We start from the raw sequence: 25,974 nt of genomic DNA on the forward strand, positions 1-25,974 counted from the left end.
CGCCGCGGGGACAGCCCCAAGGCCCCAAGTGACAAAGGTTGAGACATGGCTGTCCAACAGAACAAAGTATCCAAGTCGCGTCGCAACAACCGCCGCGCGCACGATGCACTGGTTGCTGCAAACCCGAACGAATGCGGCAACTGTGGCGAACTGAAGCGTCCGCACCACGTATGCCCCTCCTGCGGCCACTACGACGAGAAAGAAATCGTCGCAGCCGCTGACGAGATCGACATGGACGAAGACGCGGCCTAAGCCGCGTCTGCACCAGACTTAATGTCAGGCAGGCATTTTCATGGCGGGTAAACCCGATCAGATGCAGAAGAATGCCGGCCGCATAGTTATTTCGGTTGACGCCATGGGCGGAGATGCCGGCCCTGCAGTTGTGGTGGCCGGCATTGCCATGTCCGCCGAAAAGAACCCCGATCTGGGGTTCATCCTGCATGGTCCCGAAGAACAGCTGACGCCGCTGGTCGCCAAGAAGCGTATTCTCGACGGCCGGGTGGAATTCCGCGATGCCCGCGATGTGGTCACCATGGAGGACAAGCCCTCTCAGGTGATGCGCCACGGCAAGGGCACGTCGATGTGGTCGACGCTGGAGTCGGTCAAGGAGGGTGAAGCCGCCGGTGCGGTCTCCTGCGGCAATACCGGCGCGCTGATGGCGCTGTCGATGCTGCGGCTGCGCAAGCTGCCCGGTGTGAACCGCCCGGCCATTGCGATTCTCTGGCCGTCGCGCAATCCGCAGGGCTTCAACGTGATGCTCGATGTTGGCGCCGATGTGCGCGCCGACGCGCAGGATCTGCTGCAATACGCCATGATGGGCACCTCTTATGTGCGCAATTCGATGGACATACCCCGCCCCCGCGTGGGCCTGTTGAATGTCGGCACCGAAGAGCACAAGGGACATGCCGACCTGAAAGAAGCCTATGGGCTGATCTCGGATCATTCCGAAACCGGGGGGTTTGACTTTGTCGGTTTTGTCGAGGGCAGCGATATCCCCGGCGATGTCGCCGATGTGATCGTCACCGACGGGTTCACCGGCAATGTCGCGATCAAGACCGGCGAGGGCACTGCCAGCCTGATGCGTGTCGCCCTGCGGGAAGCCTTTGAATATTCGTTCCTGTCCAGGATTGCGGCGCTGCTGGCGATGACCTCGCTCAAGCGGCTGTCCAAGCGCATGGACCCGCGCCGGGTCAATGGCGGTGTTTTCCTTGGTCTCAATGGCACCGTGGTGAAATCCCATGGTGGCGCGGATGCCACCGGTGTCTCGGCGGCGGTGAAGCTGGCCTTCCGTCTTGCCCAGCAGGGGTTTGCAGAAAAACTCGCCGCACGGGTTGCATCCTCTGTGGCGCTTACCCAAGATAAACCAGCGCAAATGGACGAGACCAAAACCGACCAGGCGCCCACCAAAAAAGACTAAAAGGCAGGCATCAGAATGACGCGACGCGCAGTAATTGTCGGGACCGGGCATTATCTCCCTGAACGCGTGGTCGAGAACGCGGAATTCGAAGCCACGCTGGATACGTCGGACGAATGGATTCGCAGCCGCTCCGGGATTGAGCGCCGCCATTTCGCCGCCGACGGCGAGACCACCTCCTTCATGGCCACCAAGGCCGCTGAAAAGGCGCTGGATGATGCCGGGCTGACCGCGGATGATATCGACGCCATCGTGGTGGCCACATCGACCGCCGATCTCACCTTCCCCTCTGCTGCCACCATGGTGCAGGCCCAGCTGGGCATGACCCGTGGCTTTGCCTTTGACGTGCAGGCGGTCTGCGCCGGGTTTGTCTATGCGCTGAGCAACGCCAATGCGCTGGTGGCCTCCGGGCAGGCCGAAAAGGTGCTGGTGATCGGGGCCGAGACCTTCAGCAAGATCATGGACTGGAGCGACCGCTCCACCTGTGTGCTGTTCGGCGATGGTGCCGGTGCGCTGGTTCTGGAAGCGCAGGACGGCGCAGGCACCAGTGCCGACCGTGGTATTCTGGCCACCGACCTAAATTCCGACGGCCGCTACAAGGATCTGCTTTATGTGGATGGCGGCGTTTCCACCCAGAACACCGGCCATCTGCGGATGCAGGGCAATCAGGTGTTCCGCCATGCGGTCGAGAAACTGGCCTCCACTGCCAATACCGCGCTGGAGCGCGCCGGCCTGACCGCCGCCGATGTCGATTGGATCGTGCCCCATCAGGCCAATATCCGCATCATCCAGGGCACCGCCAAGAAGATGGGCCTGCCGATGGAAAAGGTGGTGGTCACCGTGCAAGACCACGGCAATACCTCGGCTGCCTCGATCCCGCTGGCGCTGTCAGTGGGCAAGGAACGCGGCCAGATCAAACAGGGCGATCTGGTCGTCACCGAAGCCATCGGCGGCGGTCTGGCCTGGGGATCGGTTGTCCTGCGCTGGTAAGCGGCAAAGCCAGCCCGAGAAGCGGCGCGATTTTACGGGCGGAACTCCGCGATGCAATTCATTGATATTGACAGGGAAATTCCCCCCGCCCTATGCTTTGCCAAACAGCGGGGATAGTCATGGGCGAAAAAACACTAACACGAATGGATTTGAGTGAAGCGGTCTTCCGCGAGGTTGGCCTGTCGCGCAACGAAAGCGCGCAGCTGGTGGAAAGCATGCTTCAGCATATGTCTGACGCCCTGGTCCGTGGGGAACAGGTCAAAATTTCTTCCTTCGGGACATTCAGCGTGCGCGATAAATCCGCCCGCGTTGGCCGCAACCCGAAGACCGGCGAAGAGGTGCCCATTCAGCCTCGCCGGGTTTTGACCTTTCGACCATCGCATCTGATGAAGGACCGGGTGGCAGACGGGAACCGTAAATAACGGTCAGTAACCACGGGACACACCACGCGATGTCAAAATCACCAGACGCCTTCCGCACCATCAGCGAAGTTGCGGAGTGGCTGGGGATCCAGGCGCATGTCTTGCGTTTCTGGGAAAGCAAATTCACCCAGATCAAACCGGTCAAACGCGCAGGCGGACGCCGGTACTATCGTCCTGCCGATGTGGAATTGATCAGCAGCATCAAATACTTGCTGCACGACAAGGGGCTGTCCATCAAGGATGTGCAGGCGCTGTTGCGCGAACATGGCCCGGTCCATGTCGCCGCGATGGGCGGTGGCGCCCCGATAGATGCCGACACGGTCGAGGCGGACACAATTGAGGCCACGGTCGCAGAGGCGCAGGAGGAACCCGCCAGCGCGGAGCTGTCCGGGGGTGATCTTTTCTCCGACGCCGAAGCGCCCGCGCCCGAGCCTGCAACCGCGCAGACGCCAGAGGTGGCAGCCGCCCCCGCTGTTGAGATGCCTGTTGCGGACGTGCCCGCCACTGCGCCTGTCACCGCGCCTGTCACCGCGCCTGTCGCCGCCGCTGCGACCACTCCTGCCGCTGCACCAATGGCCCCTGCCTCCGCCGCGCCTGTTGCGCCCGGAATGCCCGCAGCGCCCACCGCAGGTGGCCCGCCCGCGCCAGTGGTCGGATCCGCAGCAACCTCACCGGTGGATGCCGGTCCGGTTGAGGCTGCCGCCTTCGACGCCGCCGCCGTGGCGCAGCCTTTCGATGCTGGCCCTGTCCCGGCGCAGCCCGAAACCGGCGCTGCCCCCCTGACGCCAGTGCAACCTCAGGGCGCGGCATCAATTGCCCCACTGGCAGATGTTCCACCCGCCGCAGCTGCACCCGCTCCGGCAGCGCCGCTTGCGGCGGAGCCTGCCATGGCGCCGATGGATCCGATTGACGCGGCTGTAGCGCAGACTGGTTCGGTCCACCCGCCTGCCGCACCGGTCAGCGAAACCGCCATCCCTGCCGCCGCCGAACCCACCAGCGATCTGCATGTCATGGCAGACGCCCCCGAGAGCGCGCCACAGGCAGATGGTCCTGCGGATGACCTCCCGCCCATGATGGGCGCGGCCATGCCGCAGGCACCCGACGTTTCCGTGCCGGCGGATACCGCCGACGCGATCGCGGACCTGCCCCCGGCGGCGCCATCCGATGATGCAGCGGAGCTGACCCAACCGGGCCTGCCGCTTGGTGAGGAAGACGATGCGCTGGTGGATGCGCCTGTCGACGCTGCGGCAGATGCGCCGGAGCAGGAGCAGGCGCAGCTCTGGCCGGAGACGCCGGAGTCGCAAGACCCCGGCACCGTGGAGGTCGCCGAGGCTGCGGCGCTCCCGACGGTGGCGCCGGAAGGGAACAGGCTTGCCGAACCGTCAGCGGATCCGGCGCTGGAGGCGACAATCGAGATACCGGTTGCGAGTCCGGTTGAGAGTCCAGCGGACAGCCCGGTTGCCATGGCTCTGGACACAGATGCGGGCGCAGATGACAGCGCCGCGCCTGCGCCATATGCGCCTGACAGCCCCATGTCTGATAGCGCCATGTCTGACAGCGCCATGTCTGACAGCGCCGCGCTGATGGCAGAACCGGGCGAGCCGGTGACAACTGTCGCGCCGGTGGAGCAGATAGCCGAGCCCGCGCCGCTCCTCGCACCTGAGCCTGAGCCTGAGGTCGAGCCTGAGCCTGAGCTCATCCCGGAGGTCGTGGAAGAGACTGCGGAAGACGCATCAATCGAGGCCGAGGCGCCGAATCTCTCTCCTTGGGGGGATGAGGAGCTTGCCTCGCCCGAGGTGGAAACGCCGGTTTCCATGGCAATGGCGCCTGCCGCCGATGAGGCCGAGGCCCCTGCCGGTGCTGGCGCGGATGTATTTGCTGCCGACTCTGATGCGCCGATGGCCGAGGCCCTCGCCGAGACGGATACGCAAGATCCCGTGGTGTTTGATCAGGGCGACAGCCCGGCACCCGTGGTTGAGGCGCTGGACAGCGATCCCGCACTTGGCGATATGCCACCGGACGCGCCTGCGGCGGAGGCCGTGCCAGAGGTCACAGTGCAGCCGCTGGCCGATCCTGAGGCCGATGTCGCACAGGAAGCTGCCGAGCCGGTAGCGACAACCGACTTTTTCGCTGGTGGCGATGTGTCAGATGACGCGCTGGCAGATGGCGATCTGATGCCGGGCGAACTGGCGGGCAGCGATCTGCTGACGGACGCAGCGGGTGATCATCTGCCCGACGACAATGAGGCCCTCTCGCCCGAGGATGTGCCGCTGGCCTTTGCCGATGCGGCGGAGACGCCGGACGCTGCCGCGCCTCCGGCTGACGTGCTGGATATGCCTGACCCGGTTGCCGATCGTGCGGAGCTTGAGGCTGTGGCAGCACTGGAGGCGGGGCCGGAAGAGCTGCCAGATCTGGCTGAGGTTGCGGCCGAGGTTGAGGTTGCGGCTCCGGTTGCCCTGGAGGATCCGCAGCTGGACGCGGGCATTGTCAGCGATCCGGTCTTGGCTGCGCCTGCGGTTGATGAGGATCTGTTGACCACGCCGGTGCAGGAGGATGCCGCGCTGCCGGAACCTGACCTGCCGGAACCTGACCTCGTGGGACTTGGGGACGCAGGATTTGCGGCTGCCGCGCCGGAGCATCCCGAAGCGGAGGCCACGGAACTGGCCACCGCTGACCCGGCATCCGAGGTGACCGAAGGCGCGGTTGAACCTATCGCGCCTGAGCCATATGACGAGGATGCGGCTGCGATGCCCGCGGGTGGCTCCGATATGGCTGCCACGGGCGAGCTGAGCCCGCCGAGCGAATTGACCGCCCCTGTCGAACTGGGCCAGGCAACCGAATTGGCAGAGCCTGAAGAGCTGGCGCAGACCGCGCCGCTCGCAGAGCCTGTGGATGCGGCGACGCCGGACCAGGAGGCCATGGCCGAGGTTACCGAGGTCGCAGAGGTCACGGAGACGGCGCCGGCGCTGGATGAACCGGCAGAGCCTGCCGCGCCGGTTTCCGCCCCGGCTGGGCAGGAATTTGTCGAACCCGATCTCCCCGCAGCCTATGTGGCCGAAGCGGACCTGCCCGCCGCTAATACATCTGCCGCTGACACCCCTACCGCCGACGATCCCGCCGAGGCTGCGGCGCCGGAGCTTCGACCGCTGGTGATTGATATCCCCGATGAGGCGGAGCCGCGCGCTGCGCAGACCTCCCGCGCGCTGTCGCGGCTTGCGGGGATTGCGCAGCTGCCTGCGGATCATGTCGGACAGGCCCGCGCCTGTGCCGAGGCATTGCGGGCGCATCGGGGCGCTGCCTAGGGTCGCGTCACATTAATCTTGCAGAGGCGGCGAAATAATCTGGTTTTTTCGCTTGCCCCTGCCGGAAAAACGGGTAGAAACCAGCGCAACGGGCTATAGCGCAGCCTGGTAGCGCGTCCGTCTGGGGGACGGAAGGTCGCAGGTTCGAGTCCTGCTAGCCCGACCAAAATACCCCGCCTCGCAAGGGGCTAAAAAACGCCCGCCCCTCTTTGGGGTGGGTGTTTTTGTATCTGCCTTTCGTGCAAGGTATTGATAATAAAGCGTTGGGAGGATCGGGATGACATCAGAACCACGGCTCGTGAGCGGAGCGGCACAGGGCGTGCTGTCGGATCGCCAGATCCGCCAGATGATCACCGAGGGTGCGATTTCCGCTTCTTCTCCGATCCTGAATGACCAGATCCAACCGGCGAGCCTTGATCTGCGGCTGAGCGATTGTGCCTATCGGGTGCGGGCCTCCTTTCTGCCCGGTCTGGGGCGCACGGTCGCCGACCGGCTGGAGGATCTGACCATGCACCGGGTGGCGCTGACCGGTGGTGCGGTGCTGGAAAAGGGCTGCGTCTATGTGGTGCCGCTGATGGAGCGGATCCGTCTGCCCGAGGGAATGACGGCGGCGGCCAGCGCCAAATCCTCCATCGGGCGGCTGGATGTGATGACGCGGGTGATCACCGATCAGGGGGTGGAGTTCGACCGGGTCACCGATGGCTATGACGGGCCGCTTTATGCGGAAATCTGCCCGCAGAGCTTCTCAGTTGTGGTGCAGCCGGGGCAGCTGCTGACGCAGATCATCTTTCGTCAGGGGCGCACATTCCTCAGTGACGCGGAGCTGCGCGCGGTGCATGAGGCGACGCCGATTGTGTCGGGAACACCGGTGATCTCCGACGGTCTGGGCTTCTCCGTCGATCTTCGGCCTGAGCGGGGCGATCTGGTGGGATACCGCGCCAAACATCACACCGGTGTGGTCGATCTGTCAAAGCTCGGCCATTACGATCCGGCGGAGTACTGGGAAGAGGTCCGCACCACCAAGGGGCAGATCATTCTGGATCCCGGTGCGTTCTACATTCTGGTGAGCCGCGAAGCGATTGCCATCCCGCCGGATTATGCTGCCGAAATGGCGCCCTATCTGGCGATGGTCGGCGAATTCCGGGTGCATTACGCGGGCTTCTTTGATCCCGGTTTTGGCTATGCTGCCGCTGGCGGGGCCGGATCGCGTGGCGTTCTGGAAGTGCGCTGCCATGATGCGCCCTTTGTGCTGGAGCACGGGCAGGTCGTGGGGCGGCTGGTCTACGAGAAGATGTCGGAAGTCCCCGAACAGCTCTATGGCGTTGATATCGCATCAAACTATCAGGGTCAGGGGCTAAAGCTATCAAAGCATTTCAAACCCCAAACCCAGGGCTGACGCCCTGACTGGGGGAGCCTGAGCCTAGAACCGTGGGGGTCGGGTATTGCGCCCGGTCAGGCGCGCCTTCTGGGCGGTTGCCTTGTCCTGTGGCAGCGGGCGCGCGGATTTTTCCGTGCCCTGCCCCTTGTCGCGCTTGGCGATTGCCCTGATCCCGGCGTTGACGCCTGCATTGACCGCGCGGCCCACAAGACGGCGCAGGATCATGTTGATCAACCTGTCTATGCTCATCTGCGTCACTCCTTGGCCCTGGCATCTGTTGCACGCGGATCTCACCGCGTGCACCGGCAGTATCGCAGAGGTTTGCGGCCCTTTTGCGGCGCGGCGGCCTGCCCTCAGTCGCCAAAGAGTTCCGGCTGTTCCTCGACCTCGTCGCTGTCGCCGCGCCCGCCCAGAGGCAGGCTGCCCGGTGGCGGGCGGTTTTCCAGCAGACCTGCGGCGCGCAGCTCCTTGAGGCCGGGGAGATCACGCGCGCTTTCCAACCCGAAGTGATCGAGGAACGTGGGCGTCACCACAAAGGTCACCGGGCGGCCCGGTGTCATCTTGCGGCGGCCAAGGCGGATCCAGTCCATTTCCAGAAGCTGGTCGATGGTGCCGCGCGACACCGACACGCCGCGCACCTCTTCGATTTCGGCGCGGGTGACCGGCTGGTGATAGGCAATGATCGCAAGGGTTTCGATGGCCGCGCGTGAGAGTTTGCGGGTTTCGACCGTTTCCTTCTGCATCAGAAAGCCAAGGTCAGAGGCGGTGCGCAGCGCCCAGGCATCGCCGACGCGCACGATGTTGACGCCGCGCCCGTCGTAGCGTTTGCGCAGGTGCTCCAGCGCGGTGCCCGGTTCGCAGCCATGCGGCATCCGCGCCTCAAGATCGCGCACCGTCACCGGTTCGGCGCTGGCAAAGAGCACCGCTTCAACCATGCGCTCCTGTTCGGCCATGGGGGGCGCGTCGAAGAGGGTTTGGGTTTCCTCCGCAACAGTGTTCTGGCTGTGGTCGTCCATCAGGTATCCTTGTCACGAATGCGCAGCTGAATGGGCGCATAGGTCTCGCTCTGTCGCAGCTCCAGTCGGCCTTCTTTCACCAGTTGCAGCGAGGCGGCAAAGGTGGAGGCGGTGGCGGAGCGGCGTTTCATCGGGTCGGAGTGCCAGCCATCAGGCAGATAGGTCAGCATATCGGTCCAGCTGCCGGTGTAGCCGATCAGGTGGCGCATCCGTTCCAGCGCCGCCTCCATGGTAAAGATCGCCTCGCGGTCCAGCACGAAGGGGCGGAAATCATCGCGGGTGCGGATCCGGGCATAGGCCTGCATCAGGTCCAGGAGATTGGCCGAATAGCTGACGGTGCGGATGCGGGTCACATCCTCACCCTGACCACGGGCAAAGAAGTTGCGGCCCAGCTGATCGCGCGCCATCAGCCGCGCCGCGGCGTCGCGCATGGCCTGAAGCCGCTCCAGCTGGAAGGCCAGATGCGCCGCCAGCTCCTCACCGGAGGGGCCGTCCTCCGTCGGGTCGGGCGGCAGCAGCAGGCGGGATTTCAGATAGGCAAGCCAGGCCGCCATGACCAGATAATCGGCGGCCAGTTCGATACGCAGCTCATGGGCCTTTTCCACGAAACTGAGGTATTGGCGCGCAAGTTCCAGCACCGAAATGCGGCGCAGGTCGACCTTTTGCGTGCGCGAGAGCGACAAGAGCACGTCCAGCGGCCCCTCGTAGCCGTCAACGTCCACGATCAATGCTTCGGCCGCGAGCCGCTCCTCGACGCTGGTCGCGTCGTCGTCAAACAAAGTGTCAGCCATATACCTGTCCGCCCATGAGGGCTGATAGTTCGGCCTCGGCCGCGGTTATGTCAAGCGTGGCCGGAGCGCGGCGAGCGGCCTCGGCCTGTTCGGCGCGGGCCTGTGCAGCCACGCTCATCTGGCCCGAAGCCTCCGCCACGGCGGCGCGCTCATCCAGCGGGGCGTTGCAGAACAGGACCACATCGCAGCCTGCCGCCAGCGTGTCGCGGGCGATATCCTGCGGTGTGCCGCTCAGCGCCTTCATCGAGATGTCATCGCTCATGATCAGCCCGTCAAAACCAATGTCGGTGCGGATCATCTGCATGACGCGGGGCGACAGGGTGGCGGGGCGGCTGTCCAGCGCCTCATAGACCAGATGGGCGGTCATCCCCATCGGCAGGTCATTCAGCGCGGCAAAGGCGGCAAAATCCGAGCCGGTCAGCTGATCCAGCGGCGCGCTGATGCGGGGCAGGTCCTTGTGGCTGTCCAGCGTCGCGCGGCCATGGCCGGGGATATGTTTCACCACCGGCACGACGCCGCCATCCAGCAGGCCGTCGGCGGTGGCGCGGGCGCGGCGCACCACCGCCGCCAGATCGCTGCCGTAACAGCGGTTCTGGAGAAACGGGTGGGTATCGGGACCGGCCACATCGGCCAGCGGTGCGCAGTTGCTGTCGATGCCCAGCCCGCGCAGCTCCTCCGCGATCAGGCGGGCGCGCAGATACATGGCGCGATCCGCCCCTGCCCCGGCAGCCGCCGCGTGATCCAGCGCGGGCCGCCACTGGCGTGCCAGCGGCGGGCGCAGGCGCTGCACGCGGCCGCCCTCCTGATCGATGGTGATCAGACAGTTGCGGCCAACCGCCTCGCGCAGTTCATCACAGAGCGCGCGGGTCTGCTCGGCGCTGTCGATATTGCGGGCAAACAGGATGAAGCCAAAGGGATTGGCGCGGGCGAACAGCGCCTTTTCGGCGGCGCTGAGACGCAGACCTTCGGCATCTAGAATTGTGGCTCCGTAACGCATTGCGATCCTCTTGTGCTGGGGCGCTGATACACCAGTGTCGGGGGCGGCGCCATGGCCGGATGGGTCAAACTGGCAGCAGTTTGCCGGATGGAAAACGACAAACGCCCGGCTGGAGCCGGGCGCGGAGGTGTCGGAGGGAGGCCCATGTCCTAGCGGGTGGTCACGGGGATACAGTCGGCGTTGCCTGCCACCAGTGCGGAGCAGAAACGGCGCGCATCGGAGAGGTCGTCAAAGCCCATCGCGCGCAGGCGGTAGAAGGTGCGACCTCCGCTTTCCGCCTTTTGGATCACCCGTTTCTTGCCTTCCAGATAATCGGCGAAGCGTCCGTGGATGCGATCCCATTCGGCGCGCGCGACCTCGGCGCTTTCATAGGCGCCGAGCTGGGCCAGACGGGTGCCTGCGGGCAGGCTGTCGGGCGAGACATCCTGCGTGGTTTGCGCAACCGGGGCAGACGCTGTGGCGCGGCTTGGTGAAAAACGGGCGGGCCGCGCGGCGGGGCGCAGCGAGACGCGCACACCGGGGGCATTGCGCAGGGCTGCATTTGGCGCGGGCGCCACGGCCGCGACGCTCACGGCCTGCAGGGGTTGTGGCTGAACGATGGCCGGCGCTGTGGCGGAAGCCGACAGCTGTTCGGCGCCGCGCAGGGTCTCCTCCCCCAGAGGGGCGAAATCCTCGGTCAGCTCAGCCACCAGCGCGTCGATATCGCCGCCCTGATAGGCCGCGACCGCTTCGCTGGAGAGCCTGCCTGTATCGGCATTGGCCGCCGCAGCGGCATCAGCCGCCCCATCGCGGGTGTCGTTGATCCGCGCAGCACCGGTGGTGAGCGCCGCCTGCATGGGCTGGTCATCCTCGGTCAGCTGCACGTCCTGCGGCGCCAGTGTCAGCCGGTCGGCGGGAGTTTCGACATTGCCATTGGCGGCAACCGCATTGACGGCAAGCCCCTGATGATCGGCGGGCAGGCCGCCGGGGTTCTCGGGCTGCACCCGCAGCGGGCCTTCGACGGCGCGCACGACCGGCACGCCGCTGACATCGCGGGAAATCAGCTGGTAGCCCCAGAGACCGATGCCTGCGACCAATGCAAGCGAGGCCACGGCGCCAAGGACGCTGAACGCCTTGCTGAGGCCGGCGCGACCGGCCCCTGCCGGTTCCGGGCTAAACCCGTAGTCATCGTAGCGATGCCCCTGACCGGTGCCCGGCCCGCTATAGGCGTCCTGCGCGGAGGCACCATAGCTGGGCGCTGGCTGCTGATAGGGGCTGTAGGACTGCGCGCCCTGTCCGGGCGATGTATGGGGCTGCGCAAAATAGCCGCCCGCTGCCGGCTGCTGGGCCTGTGGCGCGGCGGCCGATGTCTGCGGATCGAATCCGAAGGGGTGTTTGGGCTGCGGATAGGGCAGATGCGCATCGGCAAAGGAAGGCTCCTGCCGGGTGCCCTGTGTTTCAGTGGCGGAGGCCGAAGAACGGTCCCCACCATTGGAATACGACTGGCCGTGACCTGCCTGCGTAAAATACGCCATTTCCGCCTCACTGCCCGCAGACGGCACGCAATGCGCCGATCCGGGTTTCTACTTGATGATCTGCCTCGATCCGGCGGCCTGGGCGATTTTAGCTATCGCATCTCCTGCGCCGGTGTGACCCCAAGAATACCAAGACCGGCAGAAATGACAATGGAAACGGACTTGGCCAGTGCCATTTTTGCATGTGTTGCAGATGGGTTGCTCTCGTTAACAAAACGTAAACCTTCGTTGGTTTTGCCAAGGTGATACAGCCCGTGCAGTTCCGAGGCGAGATCATAGAGATAGAAGGCAACCCGGTGCGGCTCGTGGGTGCGGGCGGCGATTTCCACCTGACGTGGCCATTCGGCCAGCTTCTTGGCCACCGCCAGCTGGGCGGAATCGTCCAGAAGCGACAGGTCGGCCGCGGCCAGCGTGGCCTCGTCGGTCGCAATCCCGGCCTCTGCCGCCTTGCGGAGGGTCGAGCAGATCCGCGCGTTGGCGTATTGCACATAGAACACCGGGTTATCCTTGGACTGCTCCAGCGCCTTGTCGAGGTCGAAATCGAAACCCTGATCGTTCTTGCGCGTCAGCAGCATGAAACGGGTGACATCGGCGCCGACGGCATCGACCACATCGCGCAGGGTAACAAAGGTCCCTGCCCGTTTGGACATCTTGAACTCCTGACCGTCCTTGAACAGCTTCACCAGCTGGCACAGCTTGATATCCAGCGGCACCCGACCATCGGAGAGCGCCGAAACCGCCGCCTTCATCCGCTTGACATAGCCGCCGTGGTCGGCGCCGAAAATGTCGATCAGCTCGTCAAAGCCGCGCTCAACCTTATCGTAGTGATAGGCGATGTCGGGCGCGAAATAGGTCCAGGAACCATCGGATTTCTTCACTGCCCGGTCAACGTCGTCGCCGTGATCGGTGGATTTGAACAGGGTCTGTTCGCGCGGTTCCCAATCGTCGGGTTTCTTGCCCTTCGGCGGTTCCAGCACGCCCTGATAGATCAGCCCCTTGGCATCCAGTTCCTTCAGCGCGGCCTCGATCTTGCCGGTGCCGTAGAGGGATTTTTCCGAGTAGAACACATCCATCTCGATGCCAAGCTGGGCCAGATCCTCGCGGATCAGCTGCATCATCGCATCGGTTGCGAATTCGCGCACCTCGGCCAGCCAGACATCTTCGCCCTGATCGACATAGGCATCGCCCACCTTGTCCTTCAGCGCCTGCCCGACGGGAACCAGATAGTCGCCCGGATAGGTGCCATCGGCAAAGGCCACGTCCTGCCCGTGTGCCTCGAGGTAGCGCAGGTAGACAGAGCGCGCCAGCACATCGACCTGACCGCCGCCGTCATTGATGTAATATTCGCGGGTGACGTCATAGCCGGCATAGGCCAGGAGCGCCGCCAGCGCATCGCCGAAGACCGCGCCGCGGGTGTGACCCACATGCAGGGGGCCGGTCGGGTTGGCGGAGACATATTCCACGTTCACCCGCTTGCCCGCGCCGACGTCCGAGCGGCCGAAATCCGTGCCTGCGTCCAGGACCGATTTCAGCACGCCCTGCCAGATGCCCGGAGCCAGCCGCAGGTTCAGGAAGCCTGGGCCTGCGACCTCAGCGCTGGTGATCCGATCGTCCGCGGCCAGCTTGGCCGCCAGCGCCTCGGCGATGTCGCGCGGCTTCATCCTGGCGGGCTTGGCCAGCACCATCGCCGCATTGGTCGCCATGTCGCCATGGGCGGCGTCGCGCGGCGGCTCCACCGCGACATTGGCAAAATCGAGCCCTCCGGGCAGCGCGCCCTCGCCGGTCATGGCGGTCAGGCTGTCGATCACGAGCGAGCGGATATCGGTAAAGAGGTTCATATCTGGCGTCCCAACTGTTCAGCACAGCGGATACCGGGGGCGGCAGGAAGGGTCAACAGGATTGCAGAACCCATCACCATCAGCAGCGGGGGCGTCCCGGAAAATTCCCGTTTTCCGGTCAATTTTCCGGGTGAAGAAAATTGCGCGCGGGGCGAGGTTACGCGATATACGCACCAAGGCGCGGCAGATCAGGCCACCGGTACATCACGGGCCGGCAGACGGCCCCATCTGGTGATCTGATACCGGCGCAGCGAGGCGACATAATAGGGGTCGCGCAGAATCAGACGCTCAACCTCATCGCGGCTGGCCGCCTCGACATTCCAGATCGCCCCCGGAAAATCCTGCTCGGGCCGCATCGCCAATGCGCCGCCGATCTGCAATTCGGGATGGGCGCGTACAAAGGCGATATGAGCATCCCGGCGCGGGCGATCCGCGCGGATCCGCGCCATCTCTGGCGCATCCTGAAAGGTCACGGTCCAATGCGTCATGCCATTGCTTGCCATGGCGGCCTCTTGCATCTGCGATTGCGGTTCTGGGCGTCTGCCCCATGAAACCGCATCGGACCTGCCTCAGGATAGTGCCAGTTGGCGTCAGCGTTACCGCCAGTCGCAGCGCAGCCCGCGCCTATTGCCCGGCTTGCAGATCTGCCGCAGCGGCAGCGGCCTCAGCCGGGAACAGGCGGCGGTGCTCCTGCAATGCAAAGCGGTCGGTCATGCCTGCGATATAATCCGAAACGATCCGGGCCAGAGCGGTTTCATCAGCGGCGGCGGCGATATCGCCCTGCCAGCGCGCGGGCATCTCTGCCGGATGGTTGAGGAAATGCGGAAACAGCGCCTCCACCACCTTGGAGACCTCAGCGCGTTTGCGCATCACGCTGGGCGCGCGGTACATGCGGGTGAAGAGAAAGGCGCGGATTTCCTTCAGGTCGGCCCAAAGCGCATCGGAAAACACCACCACGGGCGCGCCCAGGGCACGCACATCCTCGACGCTTTGCGCGCCGCTGGCAGCAAGACGGGCGCGGGCGCCGTCGATCACATCGCTGACCATCACGCCAAAGACCCGCCGCAGCGCCTCGTGCCGGCGGCGGCGCGCGTCAAGGCCGGGATAACGGCGATCCACCGCCTGATAGGCCGGTCCGATCACCGGCAGCTCGGCAATATCGGCATCGGTGAACAGCCCGGCGCGCAGACCGTCGTGCAGGTCGTGGTTGTTATAGGCGATGTCATCGGCCAAGGCCGCAACCTGCGCCTCGGCGCTGGCATGGGTGTGCAGCTCCAGATCCAGCGCCGCATTGCATTCGGCCAGCGCCCAGGGCAGATCGCCCACAACCGGACCATTATGTTTGGCAATCGCCTCAAGGGTTTCCCAGGTGAGATTCAGCCCGTCGAATTCGGCGTAATGCCGTTCCAGCGAGGTGACGATGCGGATGGCCTGCGCATTGTGATCAAAGCCACCATAGGGGGCCATCAGCGCATGCAGAGCATCCTCGCCGGTGTGGCCAAAGGGCGTGTGTCCCAGATCATGCGCCAGCGCCACCGCCTCGGTCAGTTCCTGATTGAGCCGAAGTGCGCCCGCTATGGTCCGCGCCACCTGCCCCACCTCGATCGAATGGGTGAGCCGGGTGCGATAATTGTCGCCTTCATGTTCGACAAAGACCTGGGTTTTGTGTTTCAGCCTGCGAAAGGCGCTGGCGTGGATGATCCGGTCACGGTCGCGCTGATAGGGGGAGCGGAAACTGCTTTCTTCTTCGGGGACTTGGCGGCCACAGCTACGGTCGGGCATGGTCGCATAAGGCGCGTAGGTCACTAATCTTTTCCCCGGTCAATCTTGTCCCTGTGGCGTCACCTTTCTATATTATGAACTCAGCTGCAACACGGCAGTGATCACCGTATTGGGAGACCAGAGATGCAATTGCCTCCAAAAGTGACCGAGCGCGCCTTTGCCCGGCTGGCCGAAATCGGCGCGGCCGATCAGGGTCAGGCGCTGCGCGTGGCTGTCGAAGGCGGCGGCTGTTCCGGGTTTCAGTACGAAATTGCGCTGGATGCCCCGCAGGCCGATGATCTGATCCTTGAGGGTCAGGGGCAGAAGGTGGTGGTGGATGAGGTCTCGCTGCCGTTTCTGGAAAACGCGGTGATCGACTTTACCGAAGAGCTGATTGGCGCGCGGTTCGTGATCAACAACCCCAATGCCACCTCAAGCTGCGGCTGCGGCACCTCGTTTTCGATGTAGAAACGCCCGCAGGGGCTGCATGACCACCGGTTTGCGCTAAGTGATGCTGGCCGCGCGGTGCCCTGCGGACCAGATCCGTCATCTGCTGCCATATGGCCGGAGCGTCGCCGCTAAACGGGCTGGCGCGTTTTGATCACGGCGACAGGCTGAGCCCCCCTGCCCCGATCCGTCGATATCGGGCGTGACAGTCCCCCGCCCTGCTGAAGATCTGCCAGAACGCCTCGAATGCGGGGGTGCTGTTTTGCAGGTTCCGCAACTGTTTGCGGGCGTCGGGACCGGAGTGCGCCGCCATATGGCTGAGGGCATCCTGCCAGAGTGCGGGTGCTGTCCGGCCGGGTCCAGCGCCTGCCTCCATCAGCCAGACCGACAGCGGCGCCAGCAGGCTGCGGGTGGCGGGGGCGGCGATATGCAGGGCCTGCCCGGCGCCTGCGGGGAGCCGGCAGGCGGGCTCGGCTTTCCGGCCACCGCAGTTACCTGCTGCCACCACAGCGTAACGAAACAGGCGTGATAGCCATCCATGCGCCCGTCAAACCCGTCTGGTGTCAGGGTAAACTGCGCGGTCGCGTGGCTGAGCAGCTGCTCCCAATAGGGCGCAGGCGTCGCGCCGGCATAGCGCAGGGCAATGCAGATCTCGGCCAACAGGTCCAGATCCTGATCAAGGCAGGCCAACAGCCCGGCGTAGGTCAGGCTTTGCAGGGCGCGGTCGTCCAGCCCCGGATCCCGCCGCCCGTAATCGGAGAGGTAGAACACGATATGGGTCAGCTCGTAGGCAGCCTTGCGATTGGGGATCGCAAAGGTCGCGCTGCGGCGGGTGAAGCGGCGCAGCCGGTCCGCAAGCCCAGGATCAACCGGCAGCGCAATGCCACGGCGGGCCAGCAGCTGCTGTGCCTCAGCGCGTTGCAGATCCGACAGTTCCGCCTCCACGAGACCCTGAGCCGCGGCCCAATGTGCCAGCTCCGCGGCGGCGGCGGGCGTGCCGGTCAGATCTTCGTAGTCGAGGCAAATCGACAGGATAAAGCGATAATATTGCGGGAAAAACCGCAGTTGGCGCGCGGCGCCGTCACAGAAGGGGCGCAGGGGGGACAGCGCCGCCTCGCCGCCGATCCCCCCTGCGCCTGCCGGTCCCCCGGCCCGCTGCTGCATCACCCGCAGCAGGCTCAGCAGTTCTGCGTTCTCCTTCAGCCAGTAGACCTCCTGCGGCCGGCGCCGGTGGCAGGCAAAGCTCTCGACCCATGTTGCAGCCGATGTACCCGGCGCCGTGCCCCGCCGCCCCGGTCCAGAGGGAGGCGGATGGTCGGGCGGGCCATCAGCGGACGCGCGGGTTTCGGCGTCCGGGATCTTGAAAGGCAGGATGATGGTCATGGTCGAAGCACCAAGATGGAACGCGCCCTGTGTCCGTCAGCCGTCAGACAGGCTGCCGGGGGGCTGGCTCATCGCGGCTTAGCTGCCGGAGGAGAACAGGCCGGTGGCCGCGCCGGTGGTGGTGGCGCCATCGGCCTGCGGGGCGGAACCCGAGGAGAACAGCGCGGTGCCTGCGCCCGCACCCAGATTGCCGTCGCCCTCGCGGCAGGTCGAACCGGAGGAGAACATCTCGACCCCGTCCCCGGCATGAAGATCGCCGGTATGAAGCTCCGCCGCCGCAGGTGTCGACGGCTGTGCAAAGAGGTCGTGGCGCAAGGTTGATGTGGTCATGGATCGTCTCCCGTTCTAGGTGAAAAACACCCGTCGACGATTGGCACGGGATGCCTGTTTCGCAACTGATAAACACGCCTATCGGTTGTTTTTCTGATAGGTCCACGGTTTAGGAAGGAGCGTCAATCCGTTGATCCTGAACCGAATGGCAGGTTCTGCACAGGTTAGCCACAGAGCTATCCACAACCGCAGACGCACAAAGCATAAGCAGACCGTCAGGCGATGATTTTGCAGGGCTGCAAATCACCCGGCAGCCGGGAGGGCGAGACCGAGCGGATCGCGTGCTGCTGATTCGCTGCTGTCGCCCGGGCGCGCCCTTGCCCCCTCGCCCGGATTGCGCGATAGATCAGGCGCCCCGCTGCGGGCCATTGAGGCAGGAGACCGGATATGAAAATCGCCACCTTCAACATCAACGGCATCAAGGCCCGCATCCATGCGCTGCCGGAATGGCTGGATGAGGCGCAACCCGATGTGGTGGTGCTGCAGGAGATCAAATCGGTCGATGAGGCCTTTCCGCGTGAGCTGTTCGAGGACCGGGGCTACAATGTCGAAACCCATGGCCAGAAGAGTTTCAACGGGGTGGCGATCCTGTCGAAGCTGCCGCTGGAGGATGTGCGGCGCGGCCTGCCGGGAGATGACAGCGACGAACAGGCGCGCTGGATCGAGGCAACCGTGGTGGGCAAACAGGCGATCCGCATCTGCGGGCTTTATCTGCCCAATGGCAACCCGGTTGAGCTGGACGCAGATGGACAGCCGGTCGACGGCGGCAAATACGCCTATAAACTGGCCTGGATGGAGCGGCTGCGGCAGCGGGCCAAGGATCTGCTGGCCGAGGAAATGCCCGCGCTGATGGCCGGGGATTACAATATCATTCCGCAGGCCGAAGACGCCAAGACGCCCGAAGCCTGGAAAGACGACGCGCTGCACCGCCCCGAAAGCCGGGCGGCATTCCAGCGGATCGTGGCGCTTGGCTTTACCGAAGCGTTCCGCGCCCGCCATCAGGGGCCGGGGCATTATTCGTTCTGGGATTATCAGGCCGGGGCCTGGAACCGCGATAACGGCATCCGCATCGACCATTTCCTGCTGAGCCCGCAGGCCGCCGATCTGCTGCGCGACTGCCAGATCGACAAGGAGGTGCGCGGCCGCGACAAACCGTCAGACCATGTGCCGGTCTGGGTCGATCTGGACCTATAGGCGGATAAGGCAGCAGCCTGAGCGCCGGGTCGCGGGCGATCCGGCGGATTGACCGGGGTCAGCCCTAGCGGCGCGCGGGCTGCTGATATCGGCCGCCCCCTGAGGTCCGCAAAGATTTCATCTCGGCACGGACAACTGCGCACAAAAAACAAAGGGCGCATCGTTTCCGATGCGCCCGAATATCATCTCAGCAGATCCCCCCGCGGGGGCAAAAGCTTAGGCGAGAGCCAGATTGGCTGCGCTTTCGCGGCCATCACGACCGGCTTCGATATCGAATGTGACTTTCTGGTCGTCATTCAGTGTGGTCAGGCCTGCGCGCTCAAGCGCCGAGATATGCACAAACACGTCTCTGCTACCGCCCTCGGGGGCGATAAAACCAAAACCTTTAGTAGAGTTGAACCATTTTACGGTGCCATTAGCCATCGTAAGTCTCCTTAAAAATGCCACCCGCGGAATGCGGCAGCTCGGCCAGTCAGTGCAAGATCGCATCGCTGAGCCGTAAGGAGCAGAAAAGTCGATAGAGATAACCTAACCTGACCTCCCTACCTGCCTTTGTGCAACTAAGCAAGCAGCAACTGCGGATTGTTGCGACGAGGGTGTGCAAATGCGCTAGCTCCAGCGCCGCGCCCCAGGTTCTGACGGCCTGCCCGCCGGTCAGGCCAGCGTGGTGACGGGGCCGCCGGTGCCGGGGTCGTTTTCGGCTGGGGCCGCGCTGTCGCCGGTGACGTCATGGCCGTAGATCCAGTCGAATTGCTGCACCATGCGCTGGGGCGCGAGGCGACCGCCAAGGCGCAGGATCTGATGCGCAGGCCAGGCCAGCGGCTGGCGCAGGTGGTATTTCCAGGCATTGCCGGTGGCGGCATCGACAACCCGGGCGGTGCGGTCGTGGCGGCGCGCCTGATAGGCGGCCAGACCGGCCTCGGTGGTCTTGGCGGTGCGCAGGGCATCAACCAGCACCCAGGCATCCTCAAGCGCGAGGTTCGCACCCTGAGCCATGAACGGCAGGGTGGGATGCGCGGCATCGCCCATGATCGCCAGCGCGCCCTTGTGCCAGACTTCGGCCACCGGATGGCGGAACAGCCCCCAGAGCGCCACCTGATCGACCTGCCCCAACAATTCTGCGGCAGCGCCACCAAAGCCCTGGAAGGCGGCGCGCAGGTTTTCGGGGTCATCCTGCTGATGCCAGCCCTCATCCGCCCAGGTCTTGCGCTCCTGCACCGCGACGATGTTCATCAGGCTGCTGTCGCGCAGCGGATAGGTGACCAGATGGCGACCCGGCCCCATGAAGACCTGCGCCTCGGCCGGGTGATTGTGAAGATTGGCAACTGTAGCGCGCCAGGCCACCTGCCCGGTAAAGCGCGGTTTGGCCACGCCGTTCAGCGCGGCGCGCGCCTTGGAGTGCAACCCGTCTGCGCCGATCACCAGATCGCCGCCGCATTGCGCGCCATTGGCCAGATGCACCACCGGCCGGGCGCCGCAGCTGATGCGGTCGACCTTCTGCAACAGGCGCACCTTGACGCCGCTGCGACGTGCGGCATCAGCCAGCAGGTTGATCAGATCGGCGCGGTGGACAAAGTAGAAATTCCGCCCCGGCGCATATTGGTCGAGATCGAGACGCAGCACCTCGCGGCCCCGCCGGTGGCTGCGCAGAACCACCGCACGGGCGCGCGGCGCAGTCCAGGCGAGATCATCGGCCAGCCCCAGCGCCCGCAGAACCGCGACACCATTGGGGCTGATCTGAATGCCCGCGCCGACCTCGGTGATCGCCTCGGCCTGTTCGAGGACCGTGACCTCGGCGCCCTGCTGGCTGAACGCCAGTGCCGCCGCCAGCCCACCGATGCCCGCGCCGATGATGGTGATTTTCCGGTCTGTCAGTCTCATGCTGTCCCGCTGTCTGCACGCCGACCGGTCCGTTCTGGCCAGGCGATACCCCCAGATAACCGAAAAACGCCGGAGCGACAGGCCCCGGCGTTGTGATTTTTTTCACAAATGCAAGAAAATCAGTCGTCGCGGTGGACTTTTTCGCGCCGCTCATGGCGTTCCTGTGCCTCAAGGCTCATCGTGGCGATGGGCCGGGCGTCCAGACGCTTGAGCGAAATCGGTTCACCGGTGACTTCGCAATAGCCGTATTCGCCTTCGTCGATGCGGCGGATCGCGGCGTCGATCTTGGCGACCAGTTTGCGCTGACGGTCCCGGGTGCGCAGTTCCAGCGCGCGGTCCGTTTCCTCGCTGGCGCGGTCGGCAACATCGGGAATATTGCGGGTATTGTCCTGCAACCCCTCGATGGTGTCACGGCTTTCGGCCAGGAGTTCCTGTTTCCAGTCATAGAGCTTACGACGGAAATACTCCTGCTGCCGGTCATTCATGAAGGGTTCATCTTCAGCCGGACGATAATCATCCGGCAGGAACACGTCTTGCTTCATTTCGCTACCTTTGGTTTGCCCCATACTGCCGGTCTTCCTCGGTATTGTTTACAAACTCAGCGGCTCCCCCCGCATGCCGCAGCGTTTATCCCCTGCGCAGGCGATTGTCACTACACAATAGTACGCACAAAGGGTTAAAACCTGCATAAGAGCGCCCCCAGGGGTTGCAGCGAGGCAACGAGGCAGGAAAGACATGCAGTTTCAGGGCACTAAGGATTATGTCGCGACCGAAGATCTGAAAATCGCGGTCAATGCCGCGGTCACTCTGGAGCGGCCGCTGCTGGTGAAGGGCGAGCCGGGCACCGGCAAGACCGAGCTGGCGCGGCAGGTGGCGGATGCGCTGGGACTGCGGATGATCGAATGGAACGTGAAATCCACCACCCGCGCGCAGCAGGGGCTGTATGAATACGATGCGGTCAGCCGGCTGCGCGACAGTCAGCTGGGCGACGAGCGGGTGCATGACGTCAGGAACTACATCAAGAAAGGCAAGCTCTGGGAGGCCTTTGAGGCCGACGAGAAGGTCGTTCTGCTGATTGACGAAATCGACAAGGCCGACATCGAGTTCCCGAACGACCTGTTGCAGGAGCTCGACAAGATGGAGTTCCATGTCTACGAAACCGGCGAGACGATCCGGGCCAGGCAGCGCCCGATCATGATCATCACCTCCAACAATGAAAAGGAACTGCCGGACGCGTTTCTGCGTCGGTGCTTCTTTCACTACATCCAGTTTCCCGATGCCGAAACCATGCGCAAGATCGTCGAGGTGCATCATCCCGGTATCAAGGACAGCCTGCTGACCACCGCGCTGACGCAGTTCTACGAGATCCGCGATACGGCCGGGTTGAAGAAGAAACCTTCGACCTCGGAGGTGCTGGACTGGCTGAAGCTGCTCCTGGCGGAGGATCTGAGCGCGGAAGATCTGAAGCGCGATGGCGCGGATGCGCTGCCGAAACTGCATGGCGCGCTGCTGAAGAACGAACAGGATGTGCATCTGTTCGAGCGGCTCGCCTTTATGGCGCGGGGACGTCGCTGAAGGCCAGCCGCGCAGGATCAGACCAGAGGCCCGCCCCTTGTTGCGGGCCTTTTTTGTCCTTGCCTCCGTATCAGACGGGCTGTTCCTCTTCTGGTCGTAGATAGGCCTGCGCTGTCTGCTTCAACAGAAGCCGCAGCTTGCGTGGGCGCCCTTCGATGGCAAAGTGCACGACCTGCTCCAGACAGTTCAGCTGTTTGAGCCGTTGCGGGACATTATGATGGGTGCCGGGCATCACATAGTGGCGAAGGGTGTCGCGCCGGGGAAAGCGGTCCCGTTGCGGTGCCTCGCGGCCATGTCTCCCGTGGATGACGGTATAATCCGTGCCGTCGCGAAAATGATCGGCAGCAGATTTCACCTCGTAATGCGAGATCCGGTTGCGATAGGCCGCCCAGCGTGTTTCGTCAGGCACGATATCGGGGTGGATCGAAATCTGCGGCGCAAAGGCGAGAACGGCGTCTATGCGGGTAACGGAGGATGCGACGATGGCGCTGAAGCCGCCCATGGAATGGCCCATCGCAATCACACGGGTGGCGCCGCATATCGCGCGGTAACTCTCAATTTCGGCACCGATGCGGCTCAGAAGACCCGGCGTGTTCAGCCAGCTTCGCTGCGGATCCGCGATGAACAGGGTGTTGTGACGGCCATTTCCCGTCGCGCTTCGCGCGAATTCATAAGGCGGGCAGGTTTCGGCATCCTTGCCAATCCCTGAAAAACACACGACGAGCCTGTCGCCGGGACCGCGATGCGCCCATGTGACCAGATCATCGCAGGACAGCCGGGGTGTGATCGTAAGCTGTGATGGAGGCACGTCCGCTCCCTGATTGCTGAGCGTTGTTTACGGTGCTCACGCATGGTGCGCGGCGACGCGACGGGGTTGGTAAGGGGGCGGCACATACACCGGCCTGCTGACGGCTGAGTGCGCCAGTGGGCTGGACCGGCGCCTATGCCGTGTCTTCCGTCTGCGGTGTTGGGCACCGCGGGGTTGCCCCGTCGGCCTGCCCTGCCCGCATGGAAGCGGTCACAAGGTCAATACGCCTCGCGCAGGAAGCGTTCGACGCGCTCGGGGTCATCCTCGATCATGCGCAAGAGGATGCGGGCGGGACGTTCCGGCAGGCGGCGGCCCTGTTCCCAGTTGCGCACCGAGCCGAGGCGAAAGCCGAAGTGGCTGCAAAAGCGTTCCTGCGACATGCCGAGGGTCTTGCGCAGGCGCACGACATCCACCATCGGCACCTCGCGGGTTGCGATGGTCTCCAAGGGCGTCTTGCCGGAGATGTCCTCCTGCATCTGTTTGAGCGCCATGGCGTCGCGGTCCGCTTCGCTTTGCTGGCGGATACGGCTGCCGGTTCGACGCCGTGCGTGATGCTCTGCCCGATGATCTGCCCGCTGCTCTGCCATGTCAGTTGCCCTCCTTCAATAGTGCCTTGATCCGGGATTTGACCACATCCAGGGCCAGATCCCGCACTGCCCGTGCCCCCTGCGCCATCAAGCCGGACAGCCGCGGATCGGGCTGTCGGCGGTGGATCCGCAGCACATAGACCATCATCAGATCAGGGCTGGCCTGATGGATGCGGTAGCGCAGCGCCAGATCCCCGGCGACATGGGTGTAATCTTCATCCGTCTTGCGCCCGATGGTGGGGTCGCGCACCAGGGTTGCGATCAGCCGGGCCAGCTCATCCTCGTCCAGATAGGCGTGGATGGCGTCCTCGACCGCGACCGGGGTGATGCGGTAATCCACCCGCAGGCATTTCTGTGTCTCTTTGCGTATATACGCCATTGGCGTAGCCTTTTCAACCTGTCTCTGCGTTCCGTCGCCGCTGGCAGAGTTGATCGGACCCGCCGTGACGCACAACCTCTGCCTGCATCAGCAGAGCCGCACCGCCCGCGGCGCGGGCGAAATTTTGCCGTCAATGTGATGCCGGGTGGCTCTTCTCATTGTCACACCGCTGCGATAAGGCCAGCCATAACATTGATTTTTAACCCTGTCTTGGCACAAGCTGGGGCGATCGCGCCGCAGGAGATATCGCTTGTTCACATTCCGGCCCCCCATCGCGGCCCCGCGCAAGCCTGCCAGCGGCAGCAGCGGCCCGGCGGCTGCCCCGTCCCGCGTGTTCCGGCGCGGCTGCGCCGCGCTGGTGCTGCTCGCCACACTGGCGGGATGTGGCACCGGAAGCGCCCCCCCGGCCCCCGGTCACCGCGGCGCGGCCACGGCGGCGCTGGCCCCGGCCAAGAGCTTTGCCCGTGCCCATCCGGTGGCTCCGCAGCGGGCCAACAGCGATATCGCACGGGATTTCCTGGATCTGCATTTCCAGCTGGAAGGCGGCACCGAACTGCCTGTGTTTACCCGGTTTGAAACTCCGATCACGCTGCGCGTCACCGGCCAGCCGGGCAGCGGGCTGACCCGCGATCTGGAGGCGTTGCTGCTGCGGCTGCGCCGAGAAGCGGGGCTGGACCTGCGGCAGCTGACCACCGGGGCGGCCAATATCACCATCGAAGCCGTGCCGCGCAAGGCGATCCGCCGCGCCTCGCCCCGGGCGGCCTGTTTCGTGGTCCCCAACGTCAGCTCGCTGGCGGAGTATCGCCGCTACAAGCGCCATCCGCGCACCAATTGGGCCAATCTGCGCGCCCGTCAGCGGCTGGCGATTTTTGTGCCGAATGATGTCAGCCCGCAAGAGACCCGCGACTGCCTGCACGAAGAGTTGGCGCAGGCGATCGGGCCGCTGAACGATCTCTACCGGCTGCCGGATTCGGTGTTCAACGATGACAATATCCATACGGTACTGACCGGGTTTGACATGCTGATCCTGCGGCTGGGCTATGCGCCCGAGCTGCGTACCGGCATGACACGGGCCGAGGTGGCCGCGCGCCTGCCTGCCATTCTGGCACGGCTGAACCCGGCAGGTGCCGGGCGCGCCGCGGCGCCGCTGCCGCGCACCTCTCGGGACTGGATCCGCGCGACCGAGGCGGCGCTGACACCGGGCACTGGCCGCGGCACCCGTTTGCAGGCCGCCCATCGCGGCGCCGCCATTGCCCGCGATCTGGGCTGGCAGGATCACCGGCGGGCGTTCAACCACTATGTGCTGGGGCGCATTTTGCAGCGGGACGAGCCGGAGCTGGCGCAGCAGCATTTCGAGACCGCGCTGATCTATTTGCAGGGGCGCTATGACAGCCCGCTGCTGCGCGCGCAGATCGCCAGCCGCATGGCGGCCTTTGACATCGTGCGCGGCGACGGCGCCAGCGCCCTGGCGCGGATCCGCCCTGCCCTGCCGGTGGCAGCGCGCGGCGAGAATGCGGTGCTGTTGTCAAGCCTGATGCTGCTGGAGGCCGAGGCGCTGCTGCTGGAGGGGCAAACTGACGCTGCCTATGCGGTCAGGCTGGACAGTCAGGGGTGGGCGCGATACGGGTTTGGCCCGGATTGGGCGGTCCGGGGGGCAATGCGCGAAATCGCAGCCCTGGCGCCGCCGCAATAACCGCAGCTGAGGGGCGCACCGGCTTGACCCGGCCCGCGGCGGCCCCACCTGAGACCTGAACACTCTAACATACGGACATTGGCATGATCGTAATCGGCGCATTGATCATTGGCGCATTCCTGGGGGCCCGTACGGCCCAGAAACGCGGCGGCAGCTTGGCGGACAAACTGCAATATGGCGCTGCATACGCCATTGTTTTTGGTATTCTGGGGATGTTTGCAACCATCCTTGCGGACCGCGCCCTGCTCTGACGCGGGGCTATGGGCCGCGACAT

Annotated in this window: 27 protein-coding genes and 1 tRNA gene; 12 read left to right on the top strand and 16 right to left on the bottom strand. The window is 64.6% G+C overall.

Going from position 1 to position 25,974, the window contains the following annotated elements; genetic code table 11:
- Positions 1-45: 45 nt before the first annotated feature.
- The 7 genes from rpmF to VWZ81_RS14970 all read left to right on the top strand — a co-directional run bounded on the left by rpmF (position 46) and on the right by VWZ81_RS14970 (position 7,524).
- Positions 46-252, top strand: a complete 207-nt coding sequence (rpmF, locus tag VWZ81_RS14940) for a 50S ribosomal protein L32 (protein WP_014874239.1) — start codon at positions 46-48, stop codon at positions 250-252.
- A 40-nt stretch (positions 253-292) separates the two neighbouring features.
- Positions 293-1,417 (top strand): phosphate acyltransferase PlsX, encoded by a 1,125-nt coding sequence (plsX, locus tag VWZ81_RS14945; protein WP_340545190.1) that lies wholly within the window; start codon positions 293-295, stop codon positions 1,415-1,417.
- A gap of 15 nt (positions 1,418-1,432) precedes the next feature.
- Positions 1,433-2,404: a beta-ketoacyl-ACP synthase III gene (locus VWZ81_RS14950; RefSeq protein ID WP_340545189.1), complete on the top strand. Its 972-nt coding sequence runs from the start codon at positions 1,433-1,435 to the stop codon at positions 2,402-2,404.
- A gap of 119 nt (positions 2,405-2,523) precedes the next feature.
- Positions 2,524-2,826: an integration host factor subunit alpha gene (ihfA, locus tag VWZ81_RS14955; RefSeq protein WP_008207184.1), complete on the top strand. Its 303-nt coding sequence runs from the start codon at positions 2,524-2,526 to the stop codon at positions 2,824-2,826.
- A gap of 29 nt (positions 2,827-2,855) precedes the next feature.
- The gene (locus VWZ81_RS14960) at positions 2,856-6,128 is read left to right on the top strand and encodes a MerR family transcriptional regulator (RefSeq protein ID WP_416542876.1); all 3,273 of its coding nucleotides are present in this window, start codon (positions 2,856-2,858) and stop codon (positions 6,126-6,128) included.
- A gap of 89 nt (positions 6,129-6,217) precedes the next feature.
- Positions 6,218-6,294: transfer RNA gene (locus VWZ81_RS14965), tRNA-Pro, on the top strand.
- Positions 6,295-6,405: 111 nt separating this feature from the next.
- Positions 6,406-7,524 carry a 2'-deoxycytidine 5'-triphosphate deaminase gene (locus tag VWZ81_RS14970; protein ID WP_416542875.1) on the top strand — a complete coding sequence of 373 codons (1,119 nt, stop codon included), beginning with the start codon at positions 6,406-6,408 and terminating at the stop codon, positions 7,522-7,524.
- 24 nt (positions 7,525-7,548) lie between these two features.
- Here VWZ81_RS14970 and VWZ81_RS14975 read toward each other — a convergent pair whose 3' ends face one another.
- The 8 genes from VWZ81_RS14975 to VWZ81_RS15010 all read right to left on the bottom strand — a co-directional run bounded on the left by VWZ81_RS14975 (position 7,549) and on the right by VWZ81_RS15010 (position 15,468).
- Complete coding sequence (locus VWZ81_RS14975; RefSeq protein WP_340545186.1) at positions 7,549-7,755, bottom strand: hypothetical protein; 207 nt, start codon at positions 7,753-7,755, stop codon at positions 7,549-7,551.
- 104 nt (positions 7,756-7,859) lie between these two features.
- Positions 7,860-8,522, bottom strand: a complete 663-nt coding sequence (scpB, locus tag VWZ81_RS14980; protein WP_340545185.1) for an SMC-Scp complex subunit ScpB — start codon at positions 8,520-8,522, stop codon at positions 7,860-7,862.
- On the bottom strand, positions 8,522-9,313 hold the full coding sequence (locus tag VWZ81_RS14985; protein ID WP_416542874.1) for a segregation and condensation protein A: 792 nt from the start codon (positions 9,311-9,313) through the stop codon (positions 8,522-8,524). Before VWZ81_RS14985 ends, scpB begins: the two co-directional genes overlap by 1 nt.
- A complete protein-coding gene (gene nagZ, locus VWZ81_RS14990) occupies positions 9,306-10,310 on the bottom strand; it encodes a beta-N-acetylhexosaminidase (RefSeq protein ID WP_416542873.1) in 1,005 nt (334 codons plus the stop codon). The genes VWZ81_RS14985 and nagZ overlap by 8 nt, the downstream gene beginning before the upstream one ends.
- Positions 10,311-10,459: 149 nt before the next feature.
- Positions 10,460-11,824 (bottom strand): SPOR domain-containing protein, encoded by a 1,365-nt coding sequence (locus tag VWZ81_RS14995; RefSeq protein ID WP_416542872.1) that lies wholly within the window; start codon positions 11,822-11,824, stop codon positions 10,460-10,462.
- Positions 11,825-11,916: 92 nt separating this feature from the next.
- Positions 11,917-13,662, bottom strand: coding sequence for an arginine--tRNA ligase (argS, locus tag VWZ81_RS15000; RefSeq protein WP_416542871.1), 1,746 nt, complete (start codon positions 13,660-13,662; stop codon positions 11,917-11,919).
- A 188-nt stretch (positions 13,663-13,850) separates the two neighbouring features.
- On the bottom strand, positions 13,851-14,165 hold the full coding sequence (locus VWZ81_RS15005) for a YciI family protein (protein ID WP_102877579.1): 315 nt from the start codon (positions 14,163-14,165) through the stop codon (positions 13,851-13,853).
- 121 nt (positions 14,166-14,286) lie between these two features.
- A complete protein-coding gene (locus VWZ81_RS15010) occupies positions 14,287-15,468 on the bottom strand; it encodes a deoxyguanosinetriphosphate triphosphohydrolase (RefSeq protein ID WP_416542870.1) in 1,182 nt (393 codons plus the stop codon).
- 99 nt (positions 15,469-15,567) lie between these two features.
- Here VWZ81_RS15010 and VWZ81_RS15015 point away from each other — a divergent pair, with 99 nt between their 5' ends.
- Positions 15,568-15,891, top strand: a complete 324-nt coding sequence (locus VWZ81_RS15015) for a HesB/IscA family protein (RefSeq protein WP_014874225.1) — start codon at positions 15,568-15,570, stop codon at positions 15,889-15,891.
- Positions 15,892-16,245: 354 nt separating this feature from the next.
- On the opposite strand, the gene VWZ81_RS15020 is transcribed toward VWZ81_RS15015, so the two are convergent.
- Positions 16,246-17,253, bottom strand: coding sequence for a DUF6902 family protein (locus tag VWZ81_RS15020; protein WP_416542869.1), 1,008 nt, complete (start codon positions 17,251-17,253; stop codon positions 16,246-16,248).
- A 78-nt stretch (positions 17,254-17,331) separates the two neighbouring features.
- Entirely contained in the window at positions 17,332-17,583 is a 252-nt protein-coding gene (locus tag VWZ81_RS15025; protein WP_416542868.1) for a hypothetical protein, read from the bottom strand.
- A gap of 387 nt (positions 17,584-17,970) precedes the next feature.
- Between VWZ81_RS15025 and xth the strand changes: the two genes are divergently transcribed.
- Positions 17,971-18,777 (top strand): exodeoxyribonuclease III, encoded by an 807-nt coding sequence (gene xth, locus VWZ81_RS15030; protein WP_416535899.1) that lies wholly within the window; start codon positions 17,971-17,973, stop codon positions 18,775-18,777.
- Between the two features lie 216 nt (positions 18,778-18,993).
- Here xth and VWZ81_RS15035 read toward each other — a convergent pair whose 3' ends face one another.
- The 3 genes from VWZ81_RS15035 to dksA form a co-directional block, all read right to left on the bottom strand.
- Positions 18,994-19,200, bottom strand: coding sequence for a cold-shock protein (locus tag VWZ81_RS15035; RefSeq protein WP_014874221.1), 207 nt, complete (start codon positions 19,198-19,200; stop codon positions 18,994-18,996).
- A 231-nt stretch (positions 19,201-19,431) separates the two neighbouring features.
- Positions 19,432-20,658, bottom strand: a complete 1,227-nt coding sequence (locus VWZ81_RS15040) for an FAD-dependent monooxygenase (protein ID WP_416542867.1) — start codon at positions 20,656-20,658, stop codon at positions 19,432-19,434.
- Positions 20,659-20,777: 119 nt separating this feature from the next.
- Positions 20,778-21,200 (bottom strand): RNA polymerase-binding protein DksA, encoded by a 423-nt coding sequence (gene dksA, locus VWZ81_RS15045; protein ID WP_340545175.1) that lies wholly within the window; start codon positions 21,198-21,200, stop codon positions 20,778-20,780.
- A 193-nt stretch (positions 21,201-21,393) separates the two neighbouring features.
- Here dksA and VWZ81_RS15050 point away from each other — a divergent pair, with 193 nt between their 5' ends.
- Positions 21,394-22,233: an AAA family ATPase gene (locus VWZ81_RS15050; protein WP_340545174.1), complete on the top strand. Its 840-nt coding sequence runs from the start codon at positions 21,394-21,396 to the stop codon at positions 22,231-22,233.
- A gap of 70 nt (positions 22,234-22,303) precedes the next feature.
- Here VWZ81_RS15050 and VWZ81_RS15055 read toward each other — a convergent pair whose 3' ends face one another.
- The 3 genes from VWZ81_RS15055 to VWZ81_RS15065 all read right to left on the bottom strand — a co-directional run bounded on the left by VWZ81_RS15055 (position 22,304) and on the right by VWZ81_RS15065 (position 24,007).
- Positions 22,304-23,041 carry a hypothetical protein gene (locus VWZ81_RS15055; RefSeq protein ID WP_416535901.1) on the bottom strand — a complete coding sequence of 246 codons (738 nt, stop codon included), beginning with the start codon at positions 23,039-23,041 and terminating at the stop codon, positions 22,304-22,306.
- Between the two features lie 218 nt (positions 23,042-23,259).
- Positions 23,260-23,628: a helix-turn-helix domain-containing protein gene (locus tag VWZ81_RS15060; protein WP_416535902.1), complete on the bottom strand. Its 369-nt coding sequence runs from the start codon at positions 23,626-23,628 to the stop codon at positions 23,260-23,262.
- Position 23,629: 1 nt separating this feature from the next.
- Positions 23,630-24,007, bottom strand: a complete 378-nt coding sequence (locus VWZ81_RS15065; protein ID WP_340545171.1) for a hypothetical protein — start codon at positions 24,005-24,007, stop codon at positions 23,630-23,632.
- Between the two features lie 331 nt (positions 24,008-24,338).
- Between VWZ81_RS15065 and VWZ81_RS15070 the strand changes: the two genes are divergently transcribed.
- Entirely contained in the window at positions 24,339-25,700 is a 1,362-nt protein-coding gene (locus VWZ81_RS15070) for a DUF2927 domain-containing protein (protein WP_374015624.1), read from the top strand.
- Between the two features lie 83 nt (positions 25,701-25,783).
- Positions 25,784-25,951: a hypothetical protein gene (locus tag VWZ81_RS15075; RefSeq protein ID WP_340545170.1), complete on the top strand. Its 168-nt coding sequence runs from the start codon at positions 25,784-25,786 to the stop codon at positions 25,949-25,951.
- The last annotated feature ends 23 nt before the right edge of the window (positions 25,952-25,974 follow it).

The organism is Phaeobacter sp. JH20_34, from assembly GCF_048056095.1.
Lineage (GTDB): Bacteria > Pseudomonadota > Alphaproteobacteria > Rhodobacterales > Rhodobacteraceae > Phaeobacter > Phaeobacter bryozoorum.

Bases quoted from the DNA above. Each gene is read 5' to 3' on its own strand.
- rpmF (WP_014874239.1), top strand. From the start codon at position 46: ATGGCTGTCCAACAGAACAAAGTATCCAAGTCGCGTCGCAACAACCGC.
- plsX (WP_340545190.1), top strand. From the start codon at position 293: ATGGCGGGTAAACCCGATCAGATGCAGAAGAATGCCGGCCGCATAGTT.
- VWZ81_RS14950 (WP_340545189.1), top strand. From the start codon at position 1,433: ATGACGCGACGCGCAGTAATTGTCGGGACCGGGCATTATCTCCCTGAA.
- ihfA (WP_008207184.1), top strand. From the start codon at position 2,524: ATGGGCGAAAAAACACTAACACGAATGGATTTGAGTGAAGCGGTCTTC.
- VWZ81_RS14960 (WP_416542876.1), top strand. From the start codon at position 2,856: ATGTCAAAATCACCAGACGCCTTCCGCACCATCAGCGAAGTTGCGGAG.
- VWZ81_RS14970 (WP_416542875.1), top strand. From the start codon at position 6,406: ATGACATCAGAACCACGGCTCGTGAGCGGAGCGGCACAGGGCGTGCTG.
- VWZ81_RS14975 (WP_340545186.1), bottom strand. From the start codon at position 7,755: ATGAGCATAGACAGGTTGATCAACATGATCCTGCGCCGTCTTGTGGGC.
- scpB (WP_340545185.1), bottom strand. From the start codon at position 8,522: ATGGACGACCACAGCCAGAACACTGTTGCGGAGGAAACCCAAACCCTC.
- VWZ81_RS14985 (WP_416542874.1), bottom strand. From the start codon at position 9,313: ATGGCTGACACTTTGTTTGACGACGACGCGACCAGCGTCGAGGAGCGG.
- nagZ (WP_416542873.1), bottom strand. From the start codon at position 10,310: ATGCGTTACGGAGCCACAATTCTAGATGCCGAAGGTCTGCGTCTCAGC.
- VWZ81_RS14995 (WP_416542872.1), bottom strand. From the start codon at position 11,824: ATGGCGTATTTTACGCAGGCAGGTCACGGCCAGTCGTATTCCAATGGT.
- argS (WP_416542871.1), bottom strand. From the start codon at position 13,662: ATGAACCTCTTTACCGATATCCGCTCGCTCGTGATCGACAGCCTGACC.
- VWZ81_RS15005 (WP_102877579.1), bottom strand. From the start codon at position 14,165: ATGGCAAGCAATGGCATGACGCATTGGACCGTGACCTTTCAGGATGCG.
- VWZ81_RS15015 (WP_014874225.1), top strand. From the start codon at position 15,568: ATGCAATTGCCTCCAAAAGTGACCGAGCGCGCCTTTGCCCGGCTGGCC.
- VWZ81_RS15020 (WP_416542869.1), bottom strand. From the start codon at position 17,253: ATGACCATCATCCTGCCTTTCAAGATCCCGGACGCCGAAACCCGCGCG.
- VWZ81_RS15025 (WP_416542868.1), bottom strand. From the start codon at position 17,583: ATGACCACATCAACCTTGCGCCACGACCTCTTTGCACAGCCGTCGACA.
- xth (WP_416535899.1), top strand. From the start codon at position 17,971: ATGAAAATCGCCACCTTCAACATCAACGGCATCAAGGCCCGCATCCAT.
- VWZ81_RS15035 (WP_014874221.1), bottom strand. From the start codon at position 19,200: ATGGCTAATGGCACCGTAAAATGGTTCAACTCTACTAAAGGTTTTGGT.
- VWZ81_RS15040 (WP_416542867.1), bottom strand. From the start codon at position 20,658: ATGAGACTGACAGACCGGAAAATCACCATCATCGGCGCGGGCATCGGT.
- dksA (WP_340545175.1), bottom strand. From the start codon at position 21,200: ATGAAGCAAGACGTGTTCCTGCCGGATGATTATCGTCCGGCTGAAGAT.
- VWZ81_RS15050 (WP_340545174.1), top strand. From the start codon at position 21,394: ATGCAGTTTCAGGGCACTAAGGATTATGTCGCGACCGAAGATCTGAAA.
- VWZ81_RS15060 (WP_416535902.1), bottom strand. From the start codon at position 23,628: ATGGCAGAGCAGCGGGCAGATCATCGGGCAGAGCATCACGCACGGCGT.
- VWZ81_RS15065 (WP_340545171.1), bottom strand. From the start codon at position 24,007: ATGGCGTATATACGCAAAGAGACACAGAAATGCCTGCGGGTGGATTAC.
- VWZ81_RS15075 (WP_340545170.1), top strand. From the start codon at position 25,784: ATGATCGTAATCGGCGCATTGATCATTGGCGCATTCCTGGGGGCCCGT.